This window comes from Bacillus paranthracis, assembly GCF_001883995.1.
Lineage (GTDB): Bacteria > Bacillota > Bacilli > Bacillales > Bacillaceae_G > Bacillus_A > Bacillus_A paranthracis.
On sequence record NZ_MACE01000045.1, the window covers coordinates 1 to 26095 of the forward strand.

At 35.1% G+C, this 26095-nt stretch carries 25 protein-coding genes and 1 pseudogene; 16 read left to right on the forward strand and 10 right to left on the reverse strand.

All coding sequences use genetic code 11. From position 1 onward, the window contains the following. Positions 1-261, reverse strand: a pseudogene (locus BAQ46_RS16380) (cell wall anchor protein); the annotation flags it as partial. Between the two features lie 202 nt (positions 262-463). On the opposite strand from BAQ46_RS16380, the gene BAQ46_RS16385 reads away from it, so the two are divergent. The 7 genes from BAQ46_RS16385 to BAQ46_RS16415 all read left to right on the forward strand — a co-directional run bounded on the left by BAQ46_RS16385 (position 464) and on the right by BAQ46_RS16415 (position 7036). Beyond that, a complete protein-coding gene (locus BAQ46_RS16385; protein WP_000666104.1) occupies positions 464-1342 on the forward strand; it encodes an ROK family protein in 879 nt (292 codons plus the stop codon). Between the two features lie 128 nt (positions 1343-1470). Further along, a complete protein-coding gene (locus tag BAQ46_RS16390) occupies positions 1471-2067 on the forward strand; it encodes a TerD family protein (protein WP_001121580.1) in 597 nt (198 codons plus the stop codon). A gap of 23 nt (positions 2068-2090) precedes the next feature. Beyond that, complete coding sequence (locus BAQ46_RS16395; RefSeq protein WP_000146722.1) at positions 2091-2675, forward strand: TerD family protein; 585 nt, start codon at positions 2091-2093, stop codon at positions 2673-2675. Positions 2676-2754: 79 nt separating this feature from the next. Continuing rightward, positions 2755-3333, forward strand: a complete 579-nt coding sequence (locus BAQ46_RS16400; protein ID WP_001007533.1) for a TerD family protein — start codon at positions 2755-2757, stop codon at positions 3331-3333. 72 nt (positions 3334-3405) lie between these two features. Continuing rightward, a complete protein-coding gene (locus tag BAQ46_RS16405; RefSeq protein ID WP_071742185.1) occupies positions 3406-4197 on the forward strand; it encodes a TerC family protein in 792 nt (263 codons plus the stop codon). Positions 4198-4303: 106 nt separating this feature from the next. Then, the gene (locus tag BAQ46_RS16410; RefSeq protein WP_000492873.1) at positions 4304-5935 is read left to right on the forward strand and encodes a YceG family protein; all 1632 of its coding nucleotides are present in this window, start codon (positions 4304-4306) and stop codon (positions 5933-5935) included. Positions 5936-5953: 18 nt separating this feature from the next. Then, positions 5954-7036, forward strand: a complete 1083-nt coding sequence (locus tag BAQ46_RS16415) for a toxic anion resistance protein (protein ID WP_001064413.1) — start codon at positions 5954-5956, stop codon at positions 7034-7036. Between the two features lie 60 nt (positions 7037-7096). Here the strand turns inward: BAQ46_RS16415 and BAQ46_RS16420 are convergent, their stop codons facing one another. Together BAQ46_RS16420 and BAQ46_RS16425 are read right to left on the reverse strand one after the other, a co-directional pair. Next, positions 7097-9763: a cation-translocating P-type ATPase gene (locus BAQ46_RS16420; protein ID WP_071742186.1), complete on the reverse strand. Its 2667-nt coding sequence runs from the start codon at positions 9761-9763 to the stop codon at positions 7097-7099. Positions 9764-9953: 190 nt separating this feature from the next. After that, a complete protein-coding gene (locus tag BAQ46_RS16425; protein WP_000366197.1) occupies positions 9954-10178 on the reverse strand; it encodes a DUF1128 domain-containing protein in 225 nt (74 codons plus the stop codon). 174 nt (positions 10179-10352) lie between these two features. Between BAQ46_RS16425 and BAQ46_RS16430 the strand changes: the two genes are divergently transcribed. The 3 genes from BAQ46_RS16430 to BAQ46_RS16440 are packed head-to-tail and all read left to right on the forward strand — an operon-like array spanning position 10353 to position 12262. After that, the gene (locus BAQ46_RS16430) at positions 10353-10817 is read left to right on the forward strand and encodes a low molecular weight protein-tyrosine-phosphatase (RefSeq protein WP_000250909.1); all 465 of its coding nucleotides are present in this window, start codon (positions 10353-10355) and stop codon (positions 10815-10817) included. 53 nt (positions 10818-10870) lie between these two features. Then, a complete protein-coding gene (locus BAQ46_RS16435; protein ID WP_001085393.1) occupies positions 10871-11386 on the forward strand; it encodes a DUF4075 domain-containing protein in 516 nt (171 codons plus the stop codon). Positions 11387-11392: 6 nt separating this feature from the next. Further along, positions 11393-12262: a YihY/virulence factor BrkB family protein gene (locus BAQ46_RS16440; protein WP_001226530.1), complete on the forward strand. Its 870-nt coding sequence runs from the start codon at positions 11393-11395 to the stop codon at positions 12260-12262. 184 nt (positions 12263-12446) lie between these two features. Here the strand turns inward: BAQ46_RS16440 and BAQ46_RS16445 are convergent, their stop codons facing one another. Further along, the gene (locus BAQ46_RS16445; RefSeq protein ID WP_048557769.1) at positions 12447-14372 is read right to left on the reverse strand and encodes a heavy metal translocating P-type ATPase; all 1926 of its coding nucleotides are present in this window, start codon (positions 14370-14372) and stop codon (positions 12447-12449) included. A gap of 270 nt (positions 14373-14642) precedes the next feature. Between BAQ46_RS16445 and BAQ46_RS16450 the strand changes: the two genes are divergently transcribed. Further along, positions 14643-15593 carry a DMT family transporter gene (locus BAQ46_RS16450; RefSeq protein WP_061131246.1) on the forward strand — a complete coding sequence of 317 codons (951 nt, stop codon included), beginning with the start codon at positions 14643-14645 and terminating at the stop codon, positions 15591-15593. Between the two features lie 120 nt (positions 15594-15713). Next, positions 15714-16394: a lysoplasmalogenase gene (locus tag BAQ46_RS16455; protein WP_071742187.1), complete on the forward strand. Its 681-nt coding sequence runs from the start codon at positions 15714-15716 to the stop codon at positions 16392-16394. Between the two features lie 53 nt (positions 16395-16447). Here BAQ46_RS16455 and BAQ46_RS16460 read toward each other — a convergent pair whose 3' ends face one another. Further along, positions 16448-16732: a hypothetical protein gene (locus BAQ46_RS16460; protein ID WP_071742188.1), complete on the reverse strand. Its 285-nt coding sequence runs from the start codon at positions 16730-16732 to the stop codon at positions 16448-16450. 182 nt (positions 16733-16914) lie between these two features. Here BAQ46_RS16460 and lepB point away from each other — a divergent pair, with 182 nt between their 5' ends. Further along, positions 16915-17451 (forward strand): signal peptidase I, encoded by a 537-nt coding sequence (gene lepB / locus BAQ46_RS16465; RefSeq protein WP_071742189.1) that lies wholly within the window; start codon positions 16915-16917, stop codon positions 17449-17451. A 143-nt stretch (positions 17452-17594) separates the two neighbouring features. Here the strand turns inward: lepB and BAQ46_RS16470 are convergent, their stop codons facing one another. After that, entirely contained in the window at positions 17595-20357 is a 2763-nt protein-coding gene (locus tag BAQ46_RS16470; protein WP_071742190.1) for a tetratricopeptide repeat protein, read from the reverse strand. Between the two features lie 462 nt (positions 20358-20819). Here BAQ46_RS16470 and BAQ46_RS16475 point away from each other — a divergent pair, with 462 nt between their 5' ends. Continuing rightward, the gene (locus BAQ46_RS16475) at positions 20820-21416 is read left to right on the forward strand and encodes a DedA family protein (RefSeq protein WP_000434860.1); all 597 of its coding nucleotides are present in this window, start codon (positions 20820-20822) and stop codon (positions 21414-21416) included. 8 nt (positions 21417-21424) lie between these two features. On the opposite strand, the gene BAQ46_RS16480 is transcribed toward BAQ46_RS16475, so the two are convergent. From BAQ46_RS16480 to BAQ46_RS16490, 3 genes are all read right to left on the reverse strand, one after another. Then, positions 21425-21853, reverse strand: coding sequence for an EamA family transporter (locus tag BAQ46_RS16480; protein WP_071742191.1), 429 nt, complete (start codon positions 21851-21853; stop codon positions 21425-21427). Positions 21854-21998: 145 nt separating this feature from the next. Beyond that, positions 21999-22145, reverse strand: a complete 147-nt coding sequence (locus tag BAQ46_RS16485) for a BH0509 family protein (protein ID WP_000817786.1) — start codon at positions 22143-22145, stop codon at positions 21999-22001. Between the two features lie 154 nt (positions 22146-22299). Next, a complete protein-coding gene (locus tag BAQ46_RS16490; RefSeq protein WP_000550219.1) occupies positions 22300-22716 on the reverse strand; it encodes a pyridoxamine 5'-phosphate oxidase family protein in 417 nt (138 codons plus the stop codon). 178 nt (positions 22717-22894) lie between these two features. Between BAQ46_RS16490 and cax the strand changes: the two genes are divergently transcribed. Then, a complete protein-coding gene (gene cax, locus BAQ46_RS16495) occupies positions 22895-23950 on the forward strand; it encodes a calcium/proton exchanger (protein WP_000482144.1) in 1056 nt (351 codons plus the stop codon). Between the two features lie 81 nt (positions 23951-24031). Next, positions 24032-24829: a YfkD famly protein gene (locus tag BAQ46_RS16500; protein WP_001992424.1), complete on the forward strand. Its 798-nt coding sequence runs from the start codon at positions 24032-24034 to the stop codon at positions 24827-24829. Positions 24830-24863: 34 nt separating this feature from the next. Here the strand turns inward: BAQ46_RS16500 and yfkAB are convergent, their stop codons facing one another. After that, on the reverse strand, positions 24864-25991 hold the full coding sequence (gene yfkAB / locus BAQ46_RS16505) for a radical SAM/CxCxxxxC motif protein YfkAB (RefSeq protein ID WP_071742192.1): 1128 nt from the start codon (positions 25989-25991) through the stop codon (positions 24864-24866). Between the last annotated feature and the right edge of the window lie 104 nt (positions 25992-26095).

Sequence of the window (26095 nt, forward strand, 5' to 3'; positions counted from 1 at the left end):
ATCAGAACCATTGCCACCAGAACCATTGCCATCAGGGCCGTTGCCGCCAGAACCATTGCCACCAGAACCACTATCGTCCTGAGAACCACCGTTTCCTGGTGGTTTATTATTATCTTTTGAGTTACCTTCTGCGAAATGATCTTTATTTTGTACAATCGCATTTGTTACTGGAGAGAAGTTTTCTGTTGCTGCATTACCAATATTTAAACCACTAAAAAAAGATAAAGAAAGAGTTGATGCTAAAATAAAAATTTTCGTCATTGATTTCCTCCTGAAAAATTAATATTCCATCTAAAATACATCCCTTTGTAATATTTCATAGGAAAAAGAGTTTTATACAAAAAAATCTATATATAGAAAAAGGTGGTGTATTTCTAAAGAGAGAAAAGAGTTAGTGTAAATTCTTTATAATAGTAGAGTAGTGGGAATTTCACACACATTACAGTAGAGGAAGTGACAGCAGATGAAAGAGTATATTGCATTTGATATTGGTGGTACACACATTAAATATGGAATTGTTTCAGAAACAGGAACAGTACTAAAGCATAAAACAGTTCTAACAGAAATTCATTTGGGCGGAGAACAAATCATTCAAAAACTCATTCTTTTATCAAAAAAATTAATGGGGGAACATAAGGTTTGGGGAATTGGTATTAGTACGGCGGGAATTGTTGACGTTAATAAAGGGGTGGTGACGGGAGGTGTGGATCATATTCCGGGCTATAGTATGATTCCTATTATGAATAGATTGCAAGAGGTATTAAAAGTTCCTGTATCCATTGATAATGATGTGAATTGTGCAGCGTTTGGAGAAAAGTGGAATGGTAGTGGAAGAGAGAAAGGAAATTTTATTATGTTCACCCTTGGAACTGGTATTGGAGGAGCAATTTTTATAGATGGAGAGTTATATAGAGGGCATTCGTTTAGTGCTGGTGAATGGGGAAATATGTTAATAGAAGGAAAGCCGTTTGAAGAGGTCGCTTCCATTTCAGGGTTAATTCATCTTGTCCGAAAATATAAAGGAGAAGGTGATTGGAATGGGAAAACGATTTTCGAACTGTATGATAAAGGAGATAGGGAAGTTACGCAAGCAGTTGAGGTATTCTTTAAACATTTAGCGATTGGAATTAGTAACCTTGCTTATATTTTCAATCCAGAAATGATTGTTATAGGTGGCGGAATTACTGATAGAGGAAATCAGTTCTTAAAAGAAGTAAAAGAAGAGGTAGAAAAATATTTACAAAAAGAGATTTATAATAATTGTGAGATTGAACTTGCACAAAACGGTAATTGTGCAGGAATGATTGGTGCTATTTACCACTTCTTACATCATCATAAGTAAATTATATGAATGTTTTCATATAACTGAGAATTTATCCTTTTTATCACTAGGTAAATAATGCTACAATATAAGAGGAGAATACAATATTTTCCGTATTGGAAAATGCTTTGTAGAAAGGAAGAAACTGCATGCCTATTATTTTAGAAAAAGGTCAAAAGATCGATTTAACGAAAGGACAACCCAAAGTAGCAAAACTACAGGTTGGCTTAGGCTGGGATCCAATTGGGCAATCAGGTGGGTTTCTGTCTTCATTATTTGGAAGTAAACCAAATGTAGATTGTGATGCATCAGTTGTTATGTTAGAAGAAGATCGTTTTTTAAACAAAAACGATTTAGTTTACTTCGGAAACAAGCTTTCTACTTGTGGTAGTATTATTCATTCAGGAGATAATTTAACAGGCGAAGGCGCTGGTGATGACGAAACAATTTTCGTAGAATTACATAAAGTTCCGAGCCGTATTAATCGTTTAGTATTCGTTGTAAATATTTATGACTGTGTAAATCGTCGTCAAGATTTCGGGATGATTCGTAATGCATATATTCGTATTCAAAACCCGCAAACTGGCGAAGAATTCGCACGCTATAATTTATCGGATAATTATGCTGGCAAAACGACTCTAATTGCAGGTGAAATGTATCGCCACGGAAGTGAATGGAAGTTTTCAGCTGTTGGAGAAGGAACACAAGATAAAAACTTAAGTGAGATTGTATCACGTTATCAATAATATAAACCGAGGAGGAATTGTATATGGCATCAATTTCATTGAAAAAAGGACAAAAGGTAGACTTAACAAAAACGAATCCAGGTCTTTCAAAAGTTCTTGTAGGACTTGGTTGGGATACAAATCGTTATGATGGACAAGCTGATTTTGATTTAGATGTTAGTATCTTTTTAGTAGGTGCTAACGGTAAAGTTTCAGGAGCAGAAGATTTTGTTTTCTATAATAACCCAAAAGGTGCGAATGGTGCTGTAGAACATTTAGGAGATAACCGAACTGGCGAAGGTGAAGGCGATGATGAATCTATCAAAGTAGATTTGAAAAATGTACCTGCACATATCGAACGTATTTGTTTCACAATTACAATTTACGATGGAGAAGGTCGTAGCCAAAACTTTGGTCAAGTTTCTAACTCTTTCGTACGTATTTTAGATGAAGAAAAGAATGCAGAGTTAATTCGTTACGATTTAGGAGAAGATTTCTCTATTGAAACAGCTGTTGTAGTAGGTGAACTATACCGCCATGCAGGTGACTGGAAGTTCAATGCAATCGGAAGTGGATTCCAAGGTGGATTAGCGTCTCTATGTAATAACTTTGGTTTAGACGTAGAGTAATAGAGTTATATATCCATCCGTAAATATGTATTTACGGATGGATATATTCTTTAAGATTAAAATATAGAGGTGAATATAAATGGCTATTCAGTTACAAAAAGGACAAAAGATTGATTTAGGTAAGACGAGTCCTGGTTTAACAAAAGCGGTAATTGGTCTTGGCTGGGATATTAAATCTTACGACGGTGGATCAGATTTCGATTTAGATGCATCAGCATTCCTATTAGATGCGAACGGAAAATGTACAAAGGAAACTGATTTTATCTTCTATAATAATTTACAGTCTCCTTGTGGATCTGTTCTACATACAGGAGATAACCGCACAGGTGAAGGTGAAGGTGACGATGAACAACTTGTTGTGGACTTAAAGAAAGTTCCAGCAGATGTGCACAAAATTGCTATTACAGTTACAATTTATGATGCAGAAGGCCGTAGTCAAAACTTTGGACAAGTAGGAAATGCGTTCGTTCGTTTAGCGAATGAAGAAACGAATGAAGAAGTTCTTCGTTTTGATTTAGGGGAAGATTTCTCCATCGAAACAGCAGTTGTCTTTTGTGAATTATACCGTCATAATGGACAGTGGAAGTTTAATGCAGTAGGAAGCGGATTCCAAGGTGGCTTAGGTGCGCTTGTAAGAGCGTATGGCTTGGATGCATAGGAAGGAAACGATATTCGTTTCCTTTTTTTGACCTTTCTATAAATCTAGCAAAGAATAGGGGATAAAGGTAAGATGAGTATTTTGCAAGGAATCCTTGATACGTATGCTCAATTTTTCGACTTGGACATGTGGATTAAAGTGTTGCAGGATCCAGTATCTTGGGGATTAATAGGTACACTTGTTGTACTTGAAGGATTGTTATCTGCTGATAACGCACTTGTATTAGCGGTAATGGTAAAACACCTTCCGGAAGAAAAACGTAAAAAAGCATTATTCTATGGACTTATTGGAGCTTATGTATTTCGATTTATCGCAATTGGAATTGGAATGTTCTTAATTAAATTAGCATGGGTAAAAGTGTTAGGTGCACTTTACTTAGCATGGCTTTCAGTTAAATACTTTATTGATAAACGAAAAGGTAATGCAGAAGAAGAGGAAGCTCATGGTATGAACCAAAACAGTGTTCTCTTCAGAATGTTTGGTGTCTTCTGGGGAACAGTTGCGATGGTTGAATTAATGGATATCGCATTCTCTGTAGATAGCGTACTTGCTGCATTTGGTGTATCAAATGAAGTTTGGATTCTATTATTAGGTGGAATGCTCGGTATTTTAATGATGCGCGGTATCGCTGGTGTATTCTTAAAATTGTTAGAGCGTATTCCAGAACTTGAAACGACAGCATATATTTTAATCTTAATTATCGCAGCAAAAATGTTATTGTCTGTCATTCATATTGAAATAAGCCATACAGTGTTCTTCATTATTTTAGTTGTATCATTTGGAGCAACATTTATACTTCACTACATGAAGAATTCTGGACAAGCTAAAGAAGAAGTTGCAGCTACTAAAGAAGACAATAAATAATTGAAATGGGTTTGCTCGTTTTACGAGCGCCCATTTTTTATAGACAGAAATAGTTTATAATAGAAGAAAGACTTAGAAAAAGTAAATGTTTTGGAGGTGAACTGTTGTGTTTTCACGTTTTACACTTCAACCATATGCATTAAAAGATGAATCAGATTTAAAGCAATTTGAAACGCTTTTAGAAAAACGTCCACAATATGAGCTGACAGAGAATGAGATGAAATTTAGTTATATAGCATGTCGAATCCTTGGCGTTCCTAATGATGTAGATGAATATTTCAATGAACTATTTGATTATAGTGAAGCGAAAGGAATTGAAGTTTTACATGAACAAAATTTAAATAAAGTAATCGATTCGGAAAAACTTCGTCATATTCAAGAAGTGTTCGGATTACATCAAGAAGCACCAAATGGTCTAACAGTAAATAGGCTAGTGGCACACTTATCTGGGAAACAACTTTTGCCGAAAGTAGATAATCCTGATTTACAACATTATATACATACGACATTTATTTCTGTATTGAAATTATATGAGAAACAACATAATCAATCTTTAAAGACAGAAGGCTTCCGTCGTTTCTTAATCGACATGATTAAATTAAGCGAAAATTACGTAGCGAAGTGGTTCTCTACGATTAACTATAAGAAACAAATGCCGCGTATTGTTTGGTACGGTGATGCACAGGAAAGCCGTATATATTTCTTATACTTTCTTATTATGCTCGGCTGCGATGTACTTTATTATCACCCAGAAGGAAAAGATGGATTTGAGAATGTCGATGAAGAGGGAAGGACATTTATTATGTCTCATCCAGGCCGTATTGCTCTTGAACCATTTCCAGATCGCCGCCGTGAGCGTGTGGCAACAGTAGCGTATCAAGCTTCAAAAGAAATTGAGCAAGTACTTCACCACGATAATTCACTGCTGTACAAGCCATGGCAATTCCGTTCCTATACGCCTGTAGCTCGTACATTAAAAACAACATATGATGAACTCTTTTTAATTACGAAAGAAAAGGCGTTTGTACGCCCGACATTCTTTGTTGAAAATAAACACATTTATATCCCTTCTTTATTTGCGAAAATATCAGGTGTTTCAAAGAATGATAAAGAGTATTTTCAACGATTAAAGGCTGTTACATCATTTGATAACAGTTTATTAATTAATACATTTCCGTTTACGAAAGAACAAAAAGCAAATTTCCAATACCATTATCGAGATGCATTAGACCGTGGGGGGAAATTGCATCCAGATTTAATTATGAACAGTCATTGGTGGCCACACAAACGATTGCCAGAAGGATTACAACATGGTATTGCAGAAGCGATTATCCATACGTGTGAAAGCGAAATGTGTAAACCAATTGCAAAAGAGACGAAACAAGATGTAGCGCTATATGTTTTCGCGCAACTTTCTCAAATACCACCGAATATTTTAGAACAGCTTGAGAAATTTGATTATTCACAAGATGTACCGAAAATTGTTATATTTAATAATGAGAAGAGTGGAGAGTTAACTCGTTCTGATGCTGTTTTATTACTATTTTTAAATCAAATTGGAGTAGATGTATTCCATTTCAATCCAACGGGAAGAAACGATATTGAACCATATATTGAAGCGGGGGCATTTGATTCACATTGGCTTGAAGAAGTTAATTTCGATCTTGAGTTTCATGGTTCATCAGCCTATAAAAATTTATCACAAACAATAAAAGGACTATTTCGTCCATTTTTATAAGGAAAGGGAGAATACCATATGAATAACCCAGTCGTACTAGATTCGAAAACAGAATTAAATGAGCAAACAGCACAAGATGTTCGCTTGCAACTTAGACAAGATGCGGATGTACAACGTATTTATAATGCGGTAGATATTAAAGATCAATTAGAATTAATTGAACTTGGAAAAGAACCTTCTATGGAAATTTCACGTTTTGCTGATCAAATTTTACATACAATGTCATTATCAAAGATAGAAGATTCTGGTGAATTATTAAAACAGCTTGGTAAAATTATGGACCGATTCGATAGCAAAGACTTTGCGGAAGAGAAAAGCGGTTTCTTCTCACGTATGTTCAAAAAAGCGGATAAAATGATTGAACAAATCTTTAGCAAATATCAAACGATGGGCCGTGAAATTGATAAAGTGTATGTGGAAATTACAAAGTATCAAGATGAAATGAAAAAATCAATTGGTACGTTAGATGGTTTATATGAGCAAAACTTAAAATATTATTTAGACTTAGAAAAATACGTAGTAGCAGGAGAAATGTTATTAGAGCGTTTAAATACAGAGTTAGTTCCGATGTATGAAGAGCGTGTACGTAATAATGATCAATTAGCAGGTATTGAATTAGAGTCGCTTAAAAACTCTGTTGAAATTTTAGAACAGCGTATTGATGATTTAGAAAAAGCACGTATGGTTGCGTTACTTACAGCACCACAAATTCGTATGATTCAACGTGGTAATAATAAATTAATTGGTAAAATCAATACAGCATTTATTACAACGATCCCTATCTTTAAAAATGGTATCATTCAAGCGGTAAATGCGAAGCGTCAAAAGCTTGTTGCAGATTCTATGGCTGAACTGGATCGCCGTACAAATGAATTACTTAAGAAAAATGCACAAAATATCGCGACGCAAAGTGTGGAAGTAGCGAGGTTATCAGGTTCTTCTAGTATTAAGATGGAAACACTTGAGGAAACTTGGAACATTATTTCAAGAGGTATGCAAGAAACACAACAAATTGAAGAACAAAATAAACGTGAGCGTGAAGAAAGCCGCAAACGTATGGCTACATTAACAGAGAACATTAAAAAAGAATTACAAGGATAAAGTGAAACTTTAATCAGTGGGGTAAACGAAAAGGCAATGAGGAATAGTCCTCATTGCCTTTTAGTTTTTCTTCACTAATTTAATGATTTCATTCACAACAAGCGGAATGATACTTAATAAGAGAACAAATCCCCAATCTCGCATCGTTAATGCATGCACACCGAATATATTTGCAAGGGGCGGAATGGAGATGATACAAACTTGCATAAGAACACCGATAAGAAGGGAGAAGACTAAATATTTATTTGTAAAAATCCCAATTGAAAAGATCGATTTCGTTCTTGAACGCAAGTTAAATGAATGAACGAGCTGAGAAAAACTAAGAACGACAAATGCCATCGTTTGAGCGTGTAATAGAGCATCCTCATCAATTTGCTCTGGGAAAAGAGGGAATAGATGTGTATCTCCAGTATAGAACTTTGCTCCGGCGATAAAGGCTATTAGCGTCAAAAGGCCAATGACAACCCCATTGAAAATAAGGAAAGGAACGCTACCACTAAATAAGCTTTCTTTCGCATGTCGTGGTTTTTCCTTCATCACATCAGGATCTTCAGGATCAACCCCAAGTGATAATGCAGGCAGCGTATCTGTAATTAAATTCACCCACAAAATGTGAATAGGTCGTAGTGGTGTTGCCCAGCCGAGTAAAATGGCTAAAAATAAAGTGATAATTTCTCCGAAGTTACAAGAGAGTAGGAAGAGAATTGATTTTTTTATGTTACGATAAATGTTTCTACCTTCCTCAACAGCTTTCACGATAGATGAGAAATTATCATCTGTTAATACGACATCCGCTGCCCCTTTTGCAACATCTGTTCCTGTAATGCCCATCGCTACGCCAACATCTGCTTGTTTTAAAGATGGAGCGTCATTGACGCCATCACCAGTCATAGAAACGATATTGCCTTTTGCACGTAATGCTTTTACGATCTTTACTTTATGTTCTGGAGAGACCCTAGCGAATACATGTAAGCAATCAATTTTGTTTGCTAGTTCTGTATCTGAAATGTTGTCTAATTCAGTTCCAATCATAATTTCAGATATTTCTTCAGCGATGCCAAGTTCTTTAGCAATTGCAAAGGCGGTATCTTTATGGTCACCAGTAATCATAACTGTGCGAATACCGGCTTTTTTACATTCTGTAATTGAATCTTTTACTTCAGTTCGCGGTGGATCAATCATACCGACAAGACCAATAAAGATGAGATTTTCTTCGAGATGATCTATATCCACATCGTTTGAATTGTATTGTTTAAATGCGAATGAAAGTACTCTTAAAGCTTCTTGAGACATTGACCCAGCGGCTTCTAATATTTGATCTTTATCAGCATCTGTTAGAACCTCGATTTTACCGTTTTTAAATATGTGGGTACATCGAGGTAAGAGTTTATCGATAGCACCTTTCGTCATGCTATAGTAGCTTTCATCATATGTATGCACGGTTGACATCATTTTACGATCTGAATCAAAAGGTAGCTCATTTACACGTTCATGTATTTTTTCTAAATGATCTTTTTGCATATTAAAGGTGCTCCCGGCAACGAGAAGAGCAATTTCAGTCGGGTCTCCCGTTTGTGAGTCATTATTGTAGGATGCATCATTACATAGCACCATATTTTCTAACAATAGACGTTGCACATCATTATTTACGTTTAAATTTTCTAATTGATCGTATGTGTTATCACTATAAAAGTGAGTAACGGTCATTTTATTTTGTGTTAACGTACCTGTTTTATCTGAACAAATAATTGTGACAGAACCGAGAGCTTCAACAGCTGGTAGTTTCCGAATGATAACATTTTGTTTAATCATACGCTGCACACCAATTGCAAGAACGATGGAAACGATAGCTGGCAAACCTTCTGGAATAGCTGCAACGGCTAAACTAATTGCAGTCATAAACATTTCTAGTGTATCTCGTCCTTGTAAAAAGCCGATGAGAAACATCACGATACAAATAGCTACAGCAACAAAGCCTAAATACTTTCCGACTTGTGCTAAGCTTTTTTGAAGTGGTGTCATATCATCGTCTGCTTCATGTAACAAGGTAGCAATCTTACCAATTTGTGAGTTCATTCCAGTTTCAACAGCAACACCAACGCCTCGTCCATATGTAACAAGAGTAGACATAAAGGCCATATTCTTTTGATCACCGAGTGGTACTTGTTCATCACTTTGCATGGAAGGGTGGTAGATTGCATCTTTATCAACAGGGACAGATTCACCAGTTAGAGCAGATTCTTCAACTTTTAAATTTGCGGTTTCGATCAGGCGTAAATCGCATGGGATATATCGTCCGGCGTCGAGCATAACGATATCACCTGGAACGACGTGCTCAGATGGAATTTCTTTTAGTTCACCATCTCGCTTGACGATAGCTTTAGGTGTCGCCATCTTTTTCAATGCCTCTAAAGCTTGTTCTGCTTTCGATTCTTGGACGACACCGATAACAGCATTTAAAACTACAACGAGCGCAATAATACTTGCATCAGCCCATTCACCTACAAAGGCTGAAATAAGGGCAGCAATAATAAGGACATATACGAGGACGTCATTAATTTGGGCGAAAATACGCTGCCATAAAGTGCGTTTTTGTTTTGTAGCTAATTCATTAGAACCGTATTGCTTTAAACGTCCATTTACAATTTCTTCTGTTAAACCGTGTTGTTCGTTTGTTTCTAGGTCGATTAATGTTTGATCTTTCGTCTTACTGTACCAATTGCTCATAAGTAAGCACCTCCAGTAAAAACAGTTAGCAATGGTAGTGTTGCTATTATTTGTGAGTAGTATGTATGGAGAAAAAATCTAAGGTGAGGTTCTACTTCTATTGTACAATATTTTACAGTTGATTGAGGGAAAGAGAAGAGTTGTCATGAATTTGTTGGAAGTAAAAAAGAGCCTCATAAACGAGGCTCCTTTACTTTTTAATTAATGTACCTAATTCTTCTGTAATAGCTTGCATTTCACTAATGCTGAATGTTTCACGTTTCATAACATGCTCATAAATGTCACGTAAGTCTTCGTACATTTCTTCATTAAAGCTAGCAGCTCTCATCGCTCCAGCATTAACCATACGTAATTTTTCTTTAATAGCTTCAACCATATATTCAACGTTTTCTTCTGACTTTACGGATAAATCCACCGAAGTGTCCCCCTTTAAAATAACATAAGGCTATCTTAACATTTTTTATCATTTTCGTTAATGAATCTTTTCAATCCTATTAAATTAGTAGGGATTTCCTTTATATTCACTAATTGGTTGTTTATACTATAAGTATATATAAAGAAATGCACCAAGAAAGGAAGAAACAAAAATATGGTTCAAGTATTGTTTGTTTGTCTTGGGAACATTTGCCGTTCTCCGATGGCAGAAGCGATTTTTCGAGATCTTGTCGTAAAAGAGGGACTCGAAGAGAAAATTGTCATTGATTCTGCAGGAACTGGAGATTGGCATGTTGGCCATCCGCCACATAAAGGAACACAAAAAATTTTAAAAGAAAATGCAGTCACTTTTGAAGGAATTAAAGCAAGGCAAGTAGAAAAAGAAGACTTAACAAAGTTTGATTATATTATTGCCATGGACAACAAGAATATAGCAGATTTAAAAAGTTTAGGTAAAACTGGAGGCTATATTGGTAGGCTGTCCGATTTTGTTCCAGACGGTGGCTGGACAGACGTTCCCGACCCTTACTATACAGGGAATTTCCAAGAAGTATATGACCTTGTAACAGAAGGGTGTGCAAAGCTATTAGCTTTCATTCGAAAAGAACAAGGAATATGAGGAAGCTTAGAAAGAAATACTTTCTAACATAAGAAATGAAAGGGTGAAGGAATATGGCAAAGAAAAATAATATTGCTCGAAACATTGCGATTGGTGTAGCTGCAGGTGTAGCTGTATCTATGTTGAAGAAAGAAAACCGTGAAAAAGTAAAAAATACTGCAGAAAAAGCAAAAACAAAGATGATTGAAATTGGTGAAAATGCAAAAATCAAAGAAAAAGTGCAAACTGTTACAGATAAAGGACGCGAACTTGCTGATTTAAATGTAGTGAAAGCAAAAGTAGCAGAAATTAAAAAATTGACGCCGTCTGTTGTAGAGACGTTAAAAGAAACGAAAGAAATTTTTAGTAAGAAAAAGGTTGAGCCAGCAGAGAAGCCAGAAACGATTGAAATTCAAGCTGTTTCTCCAAAAGTAGATGAACTGAAAGCAGAAGAAGAGCCGGTAGTTGCTGAAGATGGCGGTATGAAAGAAGCGCGTGAACTATTTATGAAAGACTCCAATGTAGAGGAAAAAAAAACTGAAGCGTACATTGAGTTGAAGCAAGATAAAGAAGAGAAGAAAAGCGTTTAACCATATATGAGAAAAATTTTAGAAAAGGTGAGAAGAAATCGTACTTATTCGTTTGGTAAAGATTTATATGACCGAACGATGCGCGATGATGTAGCGGGCTTGGCAGCACAGCTCGCTTATTTCTTCTTGCTTGCGATTTTTCCTGGGCTTGTTTTCTTAATTACGCTTCTTGGATTCATTGACCTTCAAACAGAAAGTGTGCTCAACTTATTAGAACCGTACGTACCTGAAGATGCAATGTCTTTGATTGAAGTAAACGTGGATAAAGTTGTAAATGAGCAAAATGGTGGTTTATTATCATTTGGTTTATTATCAATGCTATGGTTTGCTTCAAATGGTGTAAATGCGGTGATGAATGCTTTTAACCGTGCGTATGATGTAACAGAAACACGTTCTTTTATTAAAACGAGGGCGTTATCAATTGTATTTACATTAGCGATTATTTTTATGATTGTGTTTGCACTAATTGTTCCAGTGTTTGGACAAGTCATTGGGGCAGCTGTATTTAAAGCAATTGGTTTATCGGATAGTTTTTCTTACGTGTGGAGTATTACGCGTTTAGTAGCGAGTTTCTTCGTGTTATTTGCATTGTTTAGTTTTTTATATACATTTGCACCAGATCGAAAATTAAAAAGAAGAGAAGTCATTTCAGGAGCAACATTTGCTACTGTAGGATGGATTGTGGTATCGTACTCATTTGCTTATTATGTAGATAAGTTTGCGAATTACGCCAATACATATGGTGGTCTCGGTGGTATTATTATTTTAATGTTATGGTTTTACTTAACTGGATGGGTAATTTTACTTGGCGGTGAAATTAATGGTTTACTCCATCATTATAGGACGGGTGACAATAATTCCCGTAATGAAAAGTGAGCTCTTGTTCCATAATAATAGGGAACAGGGGGGATATTTCATGAGTAATAATAAAAAGAATCACAACAATAAAAATAACAATAAACAAAAGAGTAGTTCGCATCCAAAGCATAAAACGAGTGGTAGTGCAAACGGGCATAATAGCTACCATTAGAAAAAACGGGTCCTTTATGAGGGACCCGTTTTAATTGTTTCCTTTTAATAATCGTAAGCCATTTAAAATAACAAGAATCGTACTTCCCTCATGCCCGATAACACCGAATGGAAGAGCTAAAAATTGCATGAAGTTTGAACAAATCAGCATTGCAATTACAGCTAGTGAAAAGATTACGTTTTGCTTTACAATACGGTTCATTCGTTTTGATAAACGAATTGCTTGTGAAAGTCGAGATAACTCGTTCTTCATAAGTACAACGTCTGCCGTTTCTAAAGCTACGTCTGTTCCTTCTCCCATCGCTACACCAATGCTAGCAGTAGCGAGTGCAGGGGCATCATTTATACCATCTCCGACCATTGCTACTGTCCCGTATTTTTCTTTTAGCTTTTTAATCGTTTCCACTTTTGTTTCTGGTAAGCATGATGCGTAATATTCCTTTATATTACTTTCAGAGGCAATTGCTTTTGCTGTTTCTTCATTATCACCAGTAATCATAATTGCTTCGACACCGATGCTTTGTAATTCGCGAATAGCAGCTATCGTTTCTTGGCGAAGTGTATCTTTTAAAGCGATAAGCCCAAGGATGCCATCCTCGTCACTAATATAAACGACAGTTTTACCTTCTTTTTCAAGGGAAGCAGAAATACCATTATGAAATGTCTTTGTTTCTTCACCGATAAAATCAGCTTTACCTATTTTATAAGCTTTGTTTTCGAATGTTCCTTTTAGCCCAAAACCAGTTACATCTTCAACGTTTTCTGGTTTTTTTAATGTAATGTCATACGCATGTTGTGCATACTTCACAATAGATTCAGCTAAAGGATGTGTAGAGTGACTTTCAATTGCTGCTGTAATTGAAAGTACTTCTTTTTCTGTCATATTTTCTCGAACATATACATCTGTTACGGTAGGTTTTCCTTCTGTTAATGTCCCTGTTTTATCAAAAGCAATTGCTTTTACTGAAGCGAGGCGTTCTAAATGTATGCCACCTTTAAAGAGAATTCCATTTCTTGCTCCGTTAGAAATAGCAGATAACGTTGCTGGTGTAATGGCAGCAACGAGTGCACAAGGAGATGCGACTACAAGTAAGATCATAGCGCGATAAAACGTTTCATTCCAGCTCCAATCTAGTAAGAAATGAGGGACGAACATCATAAGCGCAACAACGAGTAGTACACCTTTTACATATGTTCCTTCAAACTTTTCGATGAATAGTTGTGATGGTGATTTTTCACTTTGTGCACTTTGAACGAGACGGATAATCTTTTGGAATAATGTTTGATCGCTCGGCTTCGTAATTTTAACTTCGATAGCACCGCGTAAGTTTACAGTACCAGCAAATACTTCATCACCATGTTTTTTTTCATTTGGAATAGGTTCACCAGTAATCGCTGCCTCATCGATATTTGTTTCACCGCTATGAATCGTACCGTCAGCAGGAACGCGCTCACCTGGCTTAATTAAAATAATGTCGTTAATTTGTAATCGTCCAACAGGAACACGTTCCTCGGTTCCATTTGAAATACGTAATGCTTCTTCAGGTTGTAGATCAAGAAGCGCTGAAATTTCTTTTTGGCTTTTACTTAATGTATAAGATTCCATTGCACCGCTTAGTGCGAAAATAAAGATTAAAATCGCGCCTTCTGCCCAGTAGCCAATAATTGCAGCACCGATAGCAGCAAAGAGCATAAGCATTTCGACATTTAGCTCTTTCTCCTCAATTGTATCTTCAATACCTTCTTTTGCTTTTGCATATCCACCAACTATATAAGCAAGGATATAGCAAGTAATGCCTACATTCATTACATCGTTCTTTGTGAATAACCAACCAGCTAAAATGAAAATACCAGATGCGATTGCAAATATAAGTTCATAATGTTTCTTTAATGTATCCCATAAAGAGGGATGAGAAATAGACTTTTGTACTTGTAATGTTTTTACTTCTGAGTTCATTACTACTCGCTCCTTCCAAATTCTTATTGAGAAAAATAATCAAAATCGAAACCCCTATAAAACGACGAAAGCTGCCATCCATAATGGATAGCAGCATTTCTGTTGAATCTGTTTTTAACAGTTATTATGTTGTAATTATTCTATAGTATAGCATATGTTTTCGTTAGATGATATGTTTTTGTTTGCGTATAAACTGAAAACTTGTGTTTTCACAGTTCCTTTGGTATATATGAATATTGTTCGTAAAAAGATCGGAAAGGAAGACAACAAGTGAAGACAGAGAAATTTTTTACCCATCCGATTGGCGTGTTTATTGCTGCAATAGTAGCGACTTTTTTATGGGGGAGCGCATTCCCTTTTATTAAATTAAGTTATGCTGAACTTGGAATTCAGCCACAAGAAGTTGGGGAGCAAATATTATTTGCTGGTTATCGTTTCTTCTTATCTGGGGTTATGCTTTTATTCTTCTTTAAAGCGTTAGGAAAAGATATGAATTTCAAAAAAGGAACGGGGAAGCAGTTAGTACAAATTGGTTTATTTCAAACATTTCTTCAATATATATGCTTTTATATTGGAATGAGCTATAGTTCTGGTATTGAAGGAGCTATCATTTCAGGAACCTCATCATTCTTTCAAATTTTACTCGCACATTTTTTATATAAAGATGATGCTCTTAATGTGAGAAAAGTAATTGGAGTTTCTATCGGCTTCTGTGGTGTCATTTTAGTAAATGTACCGAGTGATGGTAGTTTGTCATTCCATTTCGGAATTGGTAGTTTATTACTTCTGATTGCAGCAATGTTGTACTCGTATGGGAATATATTGGCGAAAGAAGGTAGTAAAACATTAGATATTGGCTATATGACAGCCTACCAAATGATTTTTGGTTCTATCGGACTATTATGTATAGGGGCTGTGCAAGTTGGAGTTATGCCATTTACATTTAGTATACATGCAATACTAATGCTTATCTATTTATCTTTCTTATCCGCAGCAGGATTTTGCATTTGGAATACAATTATGAAGTACAACAAGGTTGGAAAAGTATCAATGTACATGTTCTTTATACCTGTATTTGGTGTGTTATTATCGAGCATGATTTTAGGCGAAGCAATTCATTCGTTTGTATTATTCGGTTTAGCGTGTGTAGCTGCGGGAATTATTGTGGTGAATCGGGTGCCAGCTAAGCAGAAAATGGAGAAAGAAAAACAAGTAGCATAGATAACGAGAAAACGATTACAATGGAAGAACAGTGCTGTTCTTCTTTTTTTTATAGAAAAAGGATAATAGACTAGGTGTCACGAAAAAAGATACAAAAGTATTTATTGAGGAGAACATATTATGAATCTACTTTACATGGTGTTAATTGCACAAATCATTCTTTTTTTTATTGGTGCAATTTATGCAATAGGACAGACAAAAAAGAAAAGAAATAATATGCCGTTACCTTTAGCGGTGCGTCTTATTCTTAGTTTTTCTTTAACAGCAAGTGCAATTTGGATATGGTTACAAGATCCATCAGTAGATTATAGTACGTGGGTTGCACTAGGGATGACTTTATCAACTGTAGGAGATTTATTTATGGCAGGTTTGATTCCAATTGGTCACAGATTAATTGGAGGCATGATTACTTTCGCTCTTGCTCATTGTTTTTATGTAAAAGCATTTTTGCAAACAGGTATTTCATGGAATGGTTTTTGGATTGGTTTACTCGTATACGGACTCTTTCTCATTATAGGATGGTTCTTCTTTATTCGAAATGATAAACAAGATAAATTGTTTACGATAGGAGCGCTAATTTACGGATTGTGGGTTGGAGGAATGGCTTGCTTTGCATTCGCCTTATACTATGAGAATACAGGAATATGGTGGATACCAGCTTTTGGTGGTTTATTATTTGTGATTTCTGATTTTATTATTGGTGTGACAGATATTGGAGGACGCAAATTAAAGTATGAACCACTTTGGATTTGGCTTACATATGTAGCGGCTCAAATGTGTATTGTATATGTGGGAATATAAAAAGATACTCTTCGAATAGTGGATAGACTATTTGAAGAGTATCTTTTTTGTTACTATGCTACAATGTTTTTTTGTTGTAGAGCAGAAAGGCTGTATTCATCTGCTGCTTTATAACCTTGGGATAATAAATCATTGATGTAAAGCTTGTTGTAAATAAAGCAGAAGACTAAGTTAGAGAATCCGAATGTAAACATGCTAGCGATTAAAATAATTAAAAACCATTTCCAGTCTCCACGGAATATAGCAGGGAAGAAACCAAAGAAAAATACAGTCCAACTAAAACCAATTTTTGCTTGCTTAATTTGACCGGTATTTTCATTTTTAAGCATAACTTTCATAGAAAAAATCCTCCTAAGTACATAAAATAGAATAAATGCAAGCTATAGTATATCAGAATAATACATTCTTGAATATTTTTATTTTTAAATTTGTAATATTATGATTGTATAATTCAGAATTTTATAGAAATTTATTAGTTGAAGTACTTATAATAAAAGTAAAATGATGATGAGATGGTGGAATGATGCAAAAGAAAAAACGTTGGCGCGAATTCTTTGGAACAATTGCAATTGCTTGTTTGCTCGTGTTTTTGGCGAAAATTTTCGTATTTTTTCCTACGACTGTAAAAGGGGCATCCATGAAGCCAACGTTACAAGATGGGGATAAGGTGATTGTGAATAAGTTGGCAAAGAAATTTGAAAGTTATGGGAGAGAAGATATTATTGTTGTAAAGACAGATAATTTTTATGTGAAAAGGGTTATTGGTTTGCCTGGCGATGTTATTGAGGTGAGAAATGATCAATTATATGTGAATCATGAAGTGATAGAGGAAGCGTATTTGTATAGTAATAAAAAACAAGCTGAAAAAAAACTTATGAATTTAACGGAGGACTTTGGACCAATTACAGTTCCTAAAAACAAGATTTTTGTTATGGGAGATAATCGCTTAATAAGCAGAGATAGTAGAAATGGTTTAGGACTCATTGATAAAGCTGATGTATTAGGAGAATTAGCGGCAATTTATTATCCATTTGAACATATGAAAATAATGAATTAAAGTAAAAAACCAAGCAAATTTCAGTTTGCTTGGTTTTTTATCCCGCTTTAATGGGCAGTAAGACCCCCACCTCAAAATTCAGCGAAAGCAAGGAAGTTAGGTGGGGGATGAAGACCCACCACTGATTAAAGTTTCACTTTATGTTAAATCGTAGGAGACTCATTAAATTCATAGACGTCTTCATTGTTTTTGTGCGTACTTAAAACGAATTTGTGTTGCAATAGTTGCAGTTTAAAGAATGCTAACGGATCGTGATAAGTTTCTGGGTTGCTTCTTAACGTTGCTAATGTTTGCTCGTCTTCCTGTATTTCAAGTTGAGCGGCTTCTACATTTTGTTTCAGTATGCTAAGTGGATCTTTAAAGAACATCATGATATCTCGTTCTAATGCGCCTTCAAATACTTCAAATTGAAGGAAGAATTGTTTTGAAATCGTTTGAGCAATTTCCGTATAGTCTTCCGTTTCAATATATTGTTTATATTTGTTTGCAAGCATAGATTGATTTTTTTGCATGTTACCAAATAGTTTTCCTGCACTCTTTAAGAAAAATTGTGTCGGTGTAAAACGTAATAAAATATTGATATTCGATACTGTAATTCTATTGGTCATGCGTACAACATCTCGATGCCAATCATCTAGTAATTTGAAATCGCAAGGAAGTTTCATTCGTTCTTCTTTATATAATTTATTAAACGTTTCACTCATTTCATCTAAATAAGATTGAGCTTGAATAAATTCATTATGTGCTGTTTCAATCCACTCTTGAATAAACCCAGTAAATTTAGGGAGAAGCACTTGCTGTACATGTTTTTGAATTCGTTCGTTCATCGCAGTATTTAATTCTTCATGAACTAATTTGAAATCACTATCTTCTTGAACAAGGTCAGAGCAGCTCTGTAATAATTCAGGAATTTGAGAATGGATATCTCTTGTGATTTCTTCTTTCGTTAAAAGATAAGATTCTGTAATAGAACGAATTTTATCTTTTTCAAGAGCAGTAAGATTGTTAATAAATCCGTTTAGTTTTACTGAGATATGTTTATTCCAGCGTACTGATTTGACTAATGTATTTTCTAATTCCACACGTTCATTTACAAGGTATGCGATTGTCTTTTGAGTAAACCATATTAGTTTTTCGATACGTTCTTGTTCTATATCGCGTTCTGCTAGATTAGAAAGAATAGACTCTGTCACGTCCCCAAGTTGTTGGCTCCCCTCTTGTGAAGGAGAGTATGGGAAGAACTGCGCATTTGGGAAATGGACTTTCATTTTACTCATTAGTTTTTCATTCGTATCCGCACTATTTGTATGTAATACGAAATGAATTTGTAAGTTTGGTACTTGTTCACGTAAATAAAGTAATGTATCAAGTTCTTCACCATGTAACGATGAAGCAGAATTTAATACGTAAATAAGGCTATCTGCGGCTTGTAAGTATTCAAAATATGAGCTGTTTTTATCCACTTGTCCTCGAACAGATGGTGTAACAAGAAATGCAAATTTATTCTTTCTCAAAAATCTACTTGGTAATTTAATTTCTATACATTTGTTCTCAAGTTCTGATTGTTCAGGTGTAGCCATTATTTGATGGAATTCATCAAAGTTCGGTATATTGTGCACATCTAACGCAGTGAATTCTGTTATTTCAGTTTGGCTATCATCTTTAAATAGAATAGGAGTTGTTATAGTTTCAGTTAAGATGTTCTCTCCTAATATTGAATTGACGAATGATAATTTATCATAGTCACTAGTTCCCGAAATTAGTAATTTTGTAACATTTAAATCACATAGTTCATGAACGAGTAACGTAAATTGATGACTTAAATCTACATCATTTTTTTCAGCCCATACAGCAATTGTTTCGAATAAATGAGAAACAGTTTCCATATTCACATTTGTTTCAGCTGTTGAATTAGAGAGTAGGGCTCCCGCACTTTTTACGAGTAATGACTCTAAAGTTGTAGGTGAAACTTCATTCCACGCTAACACTGCAGCAGAGACGAATAGGGCGTCTTTTGCTCTCGTTAAACTAAACCAATTTGTTAATAAGTCAGGTACAAGTCCTTGCATTTCATGCATGAAATGTTCACCAGTAATTAATTCAAAGTACGTATCTTGATAGCGTTCAACAATTTCATGCCAATCGTCATTGTTGTCTGTCTCAATATGTAAGAATAAATGATTGATTGTTTGAATCCAAGGTAGATGTGATTTTTCATGTTGATAGCTGTTCCAAAGAGCAATAACAAGTTCCTTAAATTGGACTTGATCAATTGCATATAAAGCTTTTAAAGATTCATAGAAATATTCTGGTTTGATTTGTTTCGTAAATCCTTGATTCACATAATTAATTAAAGTATCGAACCAGTGTAATGATTTTGTTCGAATTCCTTCTTGAACGGCAAGTTCGATGGCGTTATTCCAATCTTCTTGTTTTTCATAGAATGAACGAGCAATTGAAGTAATATTTGGATAGTCAGGTTGAAATGCAACAGCCTCACTAATCGTCTTAAATGCTAGACCTAAACGATCTTGTTCGATATAAAGAGAAAGAAGTTGTAAGGAAACTTCCATTGTAAGAGTTGTATCTTCCGTTTGGATAGATTGATATATTTCTTCTGCCTTTGGTAAGAATCCTAGTTCAAAATAAGCATCTGCAATATTCTTGGTTGCCCAAAGTGCAAGCTCATTATTTACTTTCTCCCATTTAAATATTGCTGCTTCAAAGTCTTTATTTTGGTAATACAATTCACCTTGAGCAAAGCGAATATTAGAAATGTTGGAGAATTCATTTGTAGATTCATTTATATATGCTTCACCGAGTACTTCTGATACTGGAGTAGAAGTTTTTTCTGTTAAAAATGTTTTATAGTAAACCTTTTGGATAAATTGATTTTCAATGGTCATGTTCGTTCCCCCTGTATAATTTAGAAAAATGATGTTGTATGTAAAGGGTGCATGTTCTTTTAATAGGTAGAAGTTGCATTATATCGACCAAACTATGTTTTTGCTAGGTATATCATTTTTCCTGAGAGTTAAACCGTTGCGAAAAGTAACTTTCCTTTATTGTAACAAAAAAACAAGCATATGAATTTTTATTTTTTAATCATGGTATTTGTGGGTAGTAAGATTAGTCCTTCAAGAGGAGATGGATATAAGGAAAGAAGGCGGGAGTCTAGCACGTGATTGATGTGTACTAAGAATGAGCGAGGTCACTGATTAATAGTTCAATTTCTGTCTGCTAAAGGAATGGATAGAAGTAGAGTTCATTATAAAAACAATGTATAGTGAATATGTATACCATGTTTGTCTGAAAGATAGAAAGGGCACAATGTGGAATAACGATCGTGCATAGGATGTGTCTTCCGAATGGAACAACATATTGGCGAGTTAATCGCACATTATGGGTATTTTGGAATTATTATAGCTTTAGCTGGCGGGATTGTTGGATTACCGATACCAGACGAGTTTTTATTGACCTTCGTTGGTTATAACGTTTCAAAAGGAGTTATGTCAGGAACTGCTGCTTTTTTAAGTGGGATGGCTGGTGCGATGTTAGGCATTACATTAAGCTACATATTAGGTTTAAAACTTGGGCTCCCTGTTTTAAAAAAATATGGACCGAAAATTAGAATTAAGGAACATCACATTGAAAAAACACATATTTTATTTGAAAAATATGGCCCATTTCTTTTAATGATTGGTTACTTTATCCCAGGAGTACGTCATTTAACAGCATATTTTGCTGGGATGTCGAATTTAACACTTTGGCGTTTTTGTTTGTACGCTTACGGTGGTGCGTTTATTTGGATCAGTGTTTTTATTGGACTTGGTTGGAAGTTAGGAGAGAAGTGGCGTTTCGTTGAGTATAGTTTGCATCATTATGGAATATGGATTTTATCCATTTCAGTAGTTGTTACAGGTGTCGTATGGTTTTACATAAAGAAAAAGAAAAACCGCGAGTAGCGGTTTTTTTAGCTGAAAGCGATAAATAGTACACCAGTTGTAATAAAGACTACACCAATGCCAGTCATAAAGTTTAACTTTTCACCGAGTATAATCATCGCGAGAATGATAGAAAATACGACGCTTAATTTATCGACAGGAGCCACTTGTGAAACTTTCCCTGTTTTGAGGGCAAGAAAATAAAATAGCCATGACGAAGCACCTGCAATTCCGCTTAATGTGATAAAGAGCAGTGCTTTTTTATTTAGAAGTACGTCGCCAATATTTTGAAATTTACCTTGTATAATAATAACGCCTACCATAAATAATGTCATGATAATAGAACGAACCGTCGTAGCAACATTGGCATCGATTCCATCTAAACCAATCTTACCGAAAATAGATACAAGGGCAGCAGCAATTGCTGATAATAGTGCGAACAAGAGCCATGAACTCATAGTAAAATTCCTCCAATCTTACATTATTATACATGAAAACCATTCTCATGTATAAAGTGAATGGGGTTTTACCGCCTCGCAACGAGCTGGATAGATAACATAATAATCCCCACCTTATATTTTTCATAAGGTGGGGATTATTATACTACTCTGCAATTTCTTCATATAAAAAATACGTTACATTATAAATATGTTCTACTTCATCGTCTGTCATAAATAATAATTCGTCACGCTCAATCCCTTTTTTCTTTTCGATAAACTCAATCATGTTTTTGCGTTCTTCTCTTTTCATCAATTTTATTTCTCCTCTCAATCTGTTTTAATACAGTTTATTTAAGTTACTGCTATTATATAACAGAATCTTTGGAAAGTTCCACCTATTTTATTGTTTTTTTCAGAAGAACTTTTCGACAAAACAAGCCCACCTAAAGAGGGCTTGTTTTATTTTATAGTCGTAAAAACTCGGGCTCCGTCGTACCGGCACCATCGATGTAATAAATTGTATCGGGATTGATTTTAATTAGTACATAATTAGGGTCTTCAGGACCGAGTAACCAACGTTTTAAGCTATTATTCCAAAACTTGTTTTTTAATGTTGAGTCTTCCTCGATGGAGGCTAAGCCTTCCACTTCAATATAATCTTCATCTAATTTTTTTCCTTCACGACCAAGTAGTACATGTACATTTGGATTGTTTTCGATATCTGTTATCTTTTTTGATTGTCGATCTGTTGCAACATACAGTACAAAATCTTCATGGAAAAACATCATAAAGGCGCTATGAGGTTTCTCGTTTCGTACTGTAGATAATACACCAGTACGTTGACCTTGAATAATAGTTGCGATTTTTTCTTTTAAGTGCATATTTTTTACCTCTTTTCTTAACTTACATTTTCTTTATTTAAACAAGATGATTTAAACATCTTTCATACTGTTTTCTTCAATTCAATTTTTTAAACGCAATTGTGATGAAATCGGACAAGTTAGGAGAAGAATAATAATAATATCGAGGAGAAATACATACGATGGAAGGATGAAAAGCATGTTTAATAAAATATTTCTTATAGTGGCTCTTATAGGTGTACCACTGTCTGTACTTGGGAAAACACTTCATTGGCCTCAAACAATTATGTTTGCTGTGTATTGTATTACGATTATCGCATTAGCGGGTTTTATGGGGAGAGCGACAGAAAGTTTGGCAATTGTATCTGGTCCTAGAATAGGTGGATTATTAAATGCTACTTTCGGTAACGCTGTTGAACTAATCATTTCGATTTTTGCACTTCAGGCAGGATTAATTGAAGTTGTGTTAGCTTCTTTAACAGGTTCTGTACTTGGAAATTTATTATTAGTAGGAGGGCTATCCTTCTTTGTGGGAGGGCTTAAATATAAAAGACAAAGTTTTAATGTATATGATGCAAGGCATAATTCGGCTTTATTAATCTTTGCTGTAGTAGTAGCATTTGTTATTCCAGAGATTTTTTCAATGAAGATGGACGCTGGAAAGACGTATCAGTTAAGTATAGGTGTCTCGATTATTATGATTATTATGTACCTTGCTGCATTGCTATTTAAGTTAGTGACGCACCGTGGTGTATATCAGCATAAAAGTGATGAAGTCGCTCATGAGGAAGAACCAGAGTGGTCGAAAGGGAAAGCATTACTCATTTTAGCGATAGCAACAATTGCGGTAGCTTATGTGTCAGAGGCGCTCGTGCATACATTTGAGACAGTTGCAAAATCATTTGGTTGGTCAGAATTGTTTATAGGTGTTATTATCGTTGCGATTGTTGGAAATGCAGCAGAACATGCATCTGCAATTATTATGGCGTATAAAAATAAAGTAAATATTGCAGTTGAGATTGCGATAGGTTCTACATTACAAATTGCCATGTTTGTTGCTCCTGTATTAGTACTGCTTTCTATGTTTTTCACGCAAAGGATGCCTTTAGTATTTACAATACCAGAACTTGTTTCTATGATTACAGCTGTTTTCTTAACGATTGCGATTTCAAATGATGGAGATACAAACTGGTTTGAAGGCGGTACTTTATTAGCTGCGTATGTCATTATGGGAATTGGTTTTTATTTATTATGAAAAATAGGCATAACAATTGTGCTCAGAGAAAACAATAAACGAAGTAGTATATATACCTTTATGTAGGAAGGAGCCAGACAGGTGAAACGAGTATACAGCATATGTCTTTCAACTATGGTCTCGTTTATTTTATTATTTCCTAACAGTGGCTTTGCAAAGACAACAGTAGAAACAAAAATGCCTTCATCTGTTTTAAATATTTCTAAAGACAATACGTTTCCAAATGATGCGCAAGATTTACCGCGTTTACAGCCGAGTAAGTTTGCTCAAGAATTATTAAAAACAGCAAATATTAAAATTGAAAATCCGGACTTAATTCGAATGTTTAATGAAACAACAATTTCGAATGCGCCGCTTGCGGTAGGGTACCGAGCAAAGATTTATTTAGGGCAATGGGCTTTACATTATGAATCGATTGATACATCGGTTAATTGGGAATATAAACAAGTAAATCGCAATGTGTACGATAATCGCGGAGGAGATCGCCTATATCCACTACGCTATAAGCAAGAAACACAAAAGACGGTTGAAGGTGATTTAACAGCAGATATGAAAGATGCTGCAGATGTGAAAAAAATGATGCTTCTCAAAGCACTTGAAAAAGTACAATTGCCACTTTCATTTAAAACGACTATTGGTTATGGTACAGGGCATGAGCGTGTGTATAATATTAGTCCGAGTCAACTTGGATATTTATATGCTTATACACCAGCAGTAAATGAAAAAGGAAAAGTAACATTTGGAGAAGTATATCTCGTATTAAAAGGAAATCAAAAAAGGCTTGTTGTAAAAAATATTACTTCTCAAGGAATTGGAGCCGCTATCCCAATTCATGATCATTTATATTTTAAATTCATTTCTTCTTCTCATTCGCAATAAGATAAAAAACGTCAGCTTATAAGCTGACGTTTTTTTATAATGTAATATTTGCTGTTTTTGATAAGAAATTTTCGGTTGGATAGTAGCTGTTTTTTACAAGAACATTCGGTCCAAGACATTTTACTGCTGGACAGTGACAGCTTAATGATTTTGCTGTTTTTGAAGCGCTCCATTTTTCATACGCTTCTTGTAACGTATTTGTTTGAATGTTACCTAGAAGTGGAACATCACCAAAGTCCGTTACAATAATATTTCCATCAAAAATATTTACATTTAAACGAGAACGGCCATCTGGATCGTTACGAACAGTTACATTTTTGCTCTTTTGTAATTTTTTAAATGTGGCAATGTCTCGCTCATCATCGCTACAAGCATAGAAAGGTAAAGTTCCAAATAACATCCATACATTTTCATCGCGAATTTCTAGTAAATGCTCAATTGCATCACGAATTTCAGCTTTTGTTAAAATCTCTAGATTACTCGCGAAGTCACTTGGATACATTGGGTGAACCTCATGACGTTTACATCCCATTTCATCAACGATTTGACGATGAATATGCTCAATGTGTGGTAGAGTTCGTTTATTCAACATCGTTTCGGCTGATACGAGTACACCTGCATCTGATAGAGCTTTACTATTTGTGATCATACGTTCAAATAATTTTGCACGCTGTTCATACGTAGGTTTACGCTCCATCATTGCAAATCCGCCTTCAACGAAGTCGTCAATTGTTCCCCAGTTATGAGATATATGCAATACGTCTAAATAGGGAATAATTTGTTCGTAACGTGCTAAATCTATAGTTAAGTTTGAGTTGATTTGAGTGCGAACACCTCGTTCGTGGGCGTATTTTAAGAGTGGTGTTACATAGTTGTCGACGGATTTTTTTGAAAGCATAGGTTCTCCGCCAGTAATACTTAAAGAACGTAAATGAGGAATCTCATCTAATCGTTTTAATAAAAGATCCATCGGAAGCGGATTCGGGTCTTTCGGCTGTAACGTGTAACCAACAGCGCAATGCTCACAGCGCATATTGCATAACGTCGTTGTTGTAAACTCAACATTTGTTAATAGTAGTTTGCCGTACTCTTCAAGGTCCATATACGCTTCCCATGGATCGTAAGAAGGAGTAATCGGCTTCATTTTTTGTGATATCGTCATATGAAATACTCCTTTGACTATTGAAATAACAATTTGTCCATCCTCTATAATAGAAGAATATGTGCTTTTTATAAAGCGAAACTTTTTAGAGGAAAAAGAGAGAG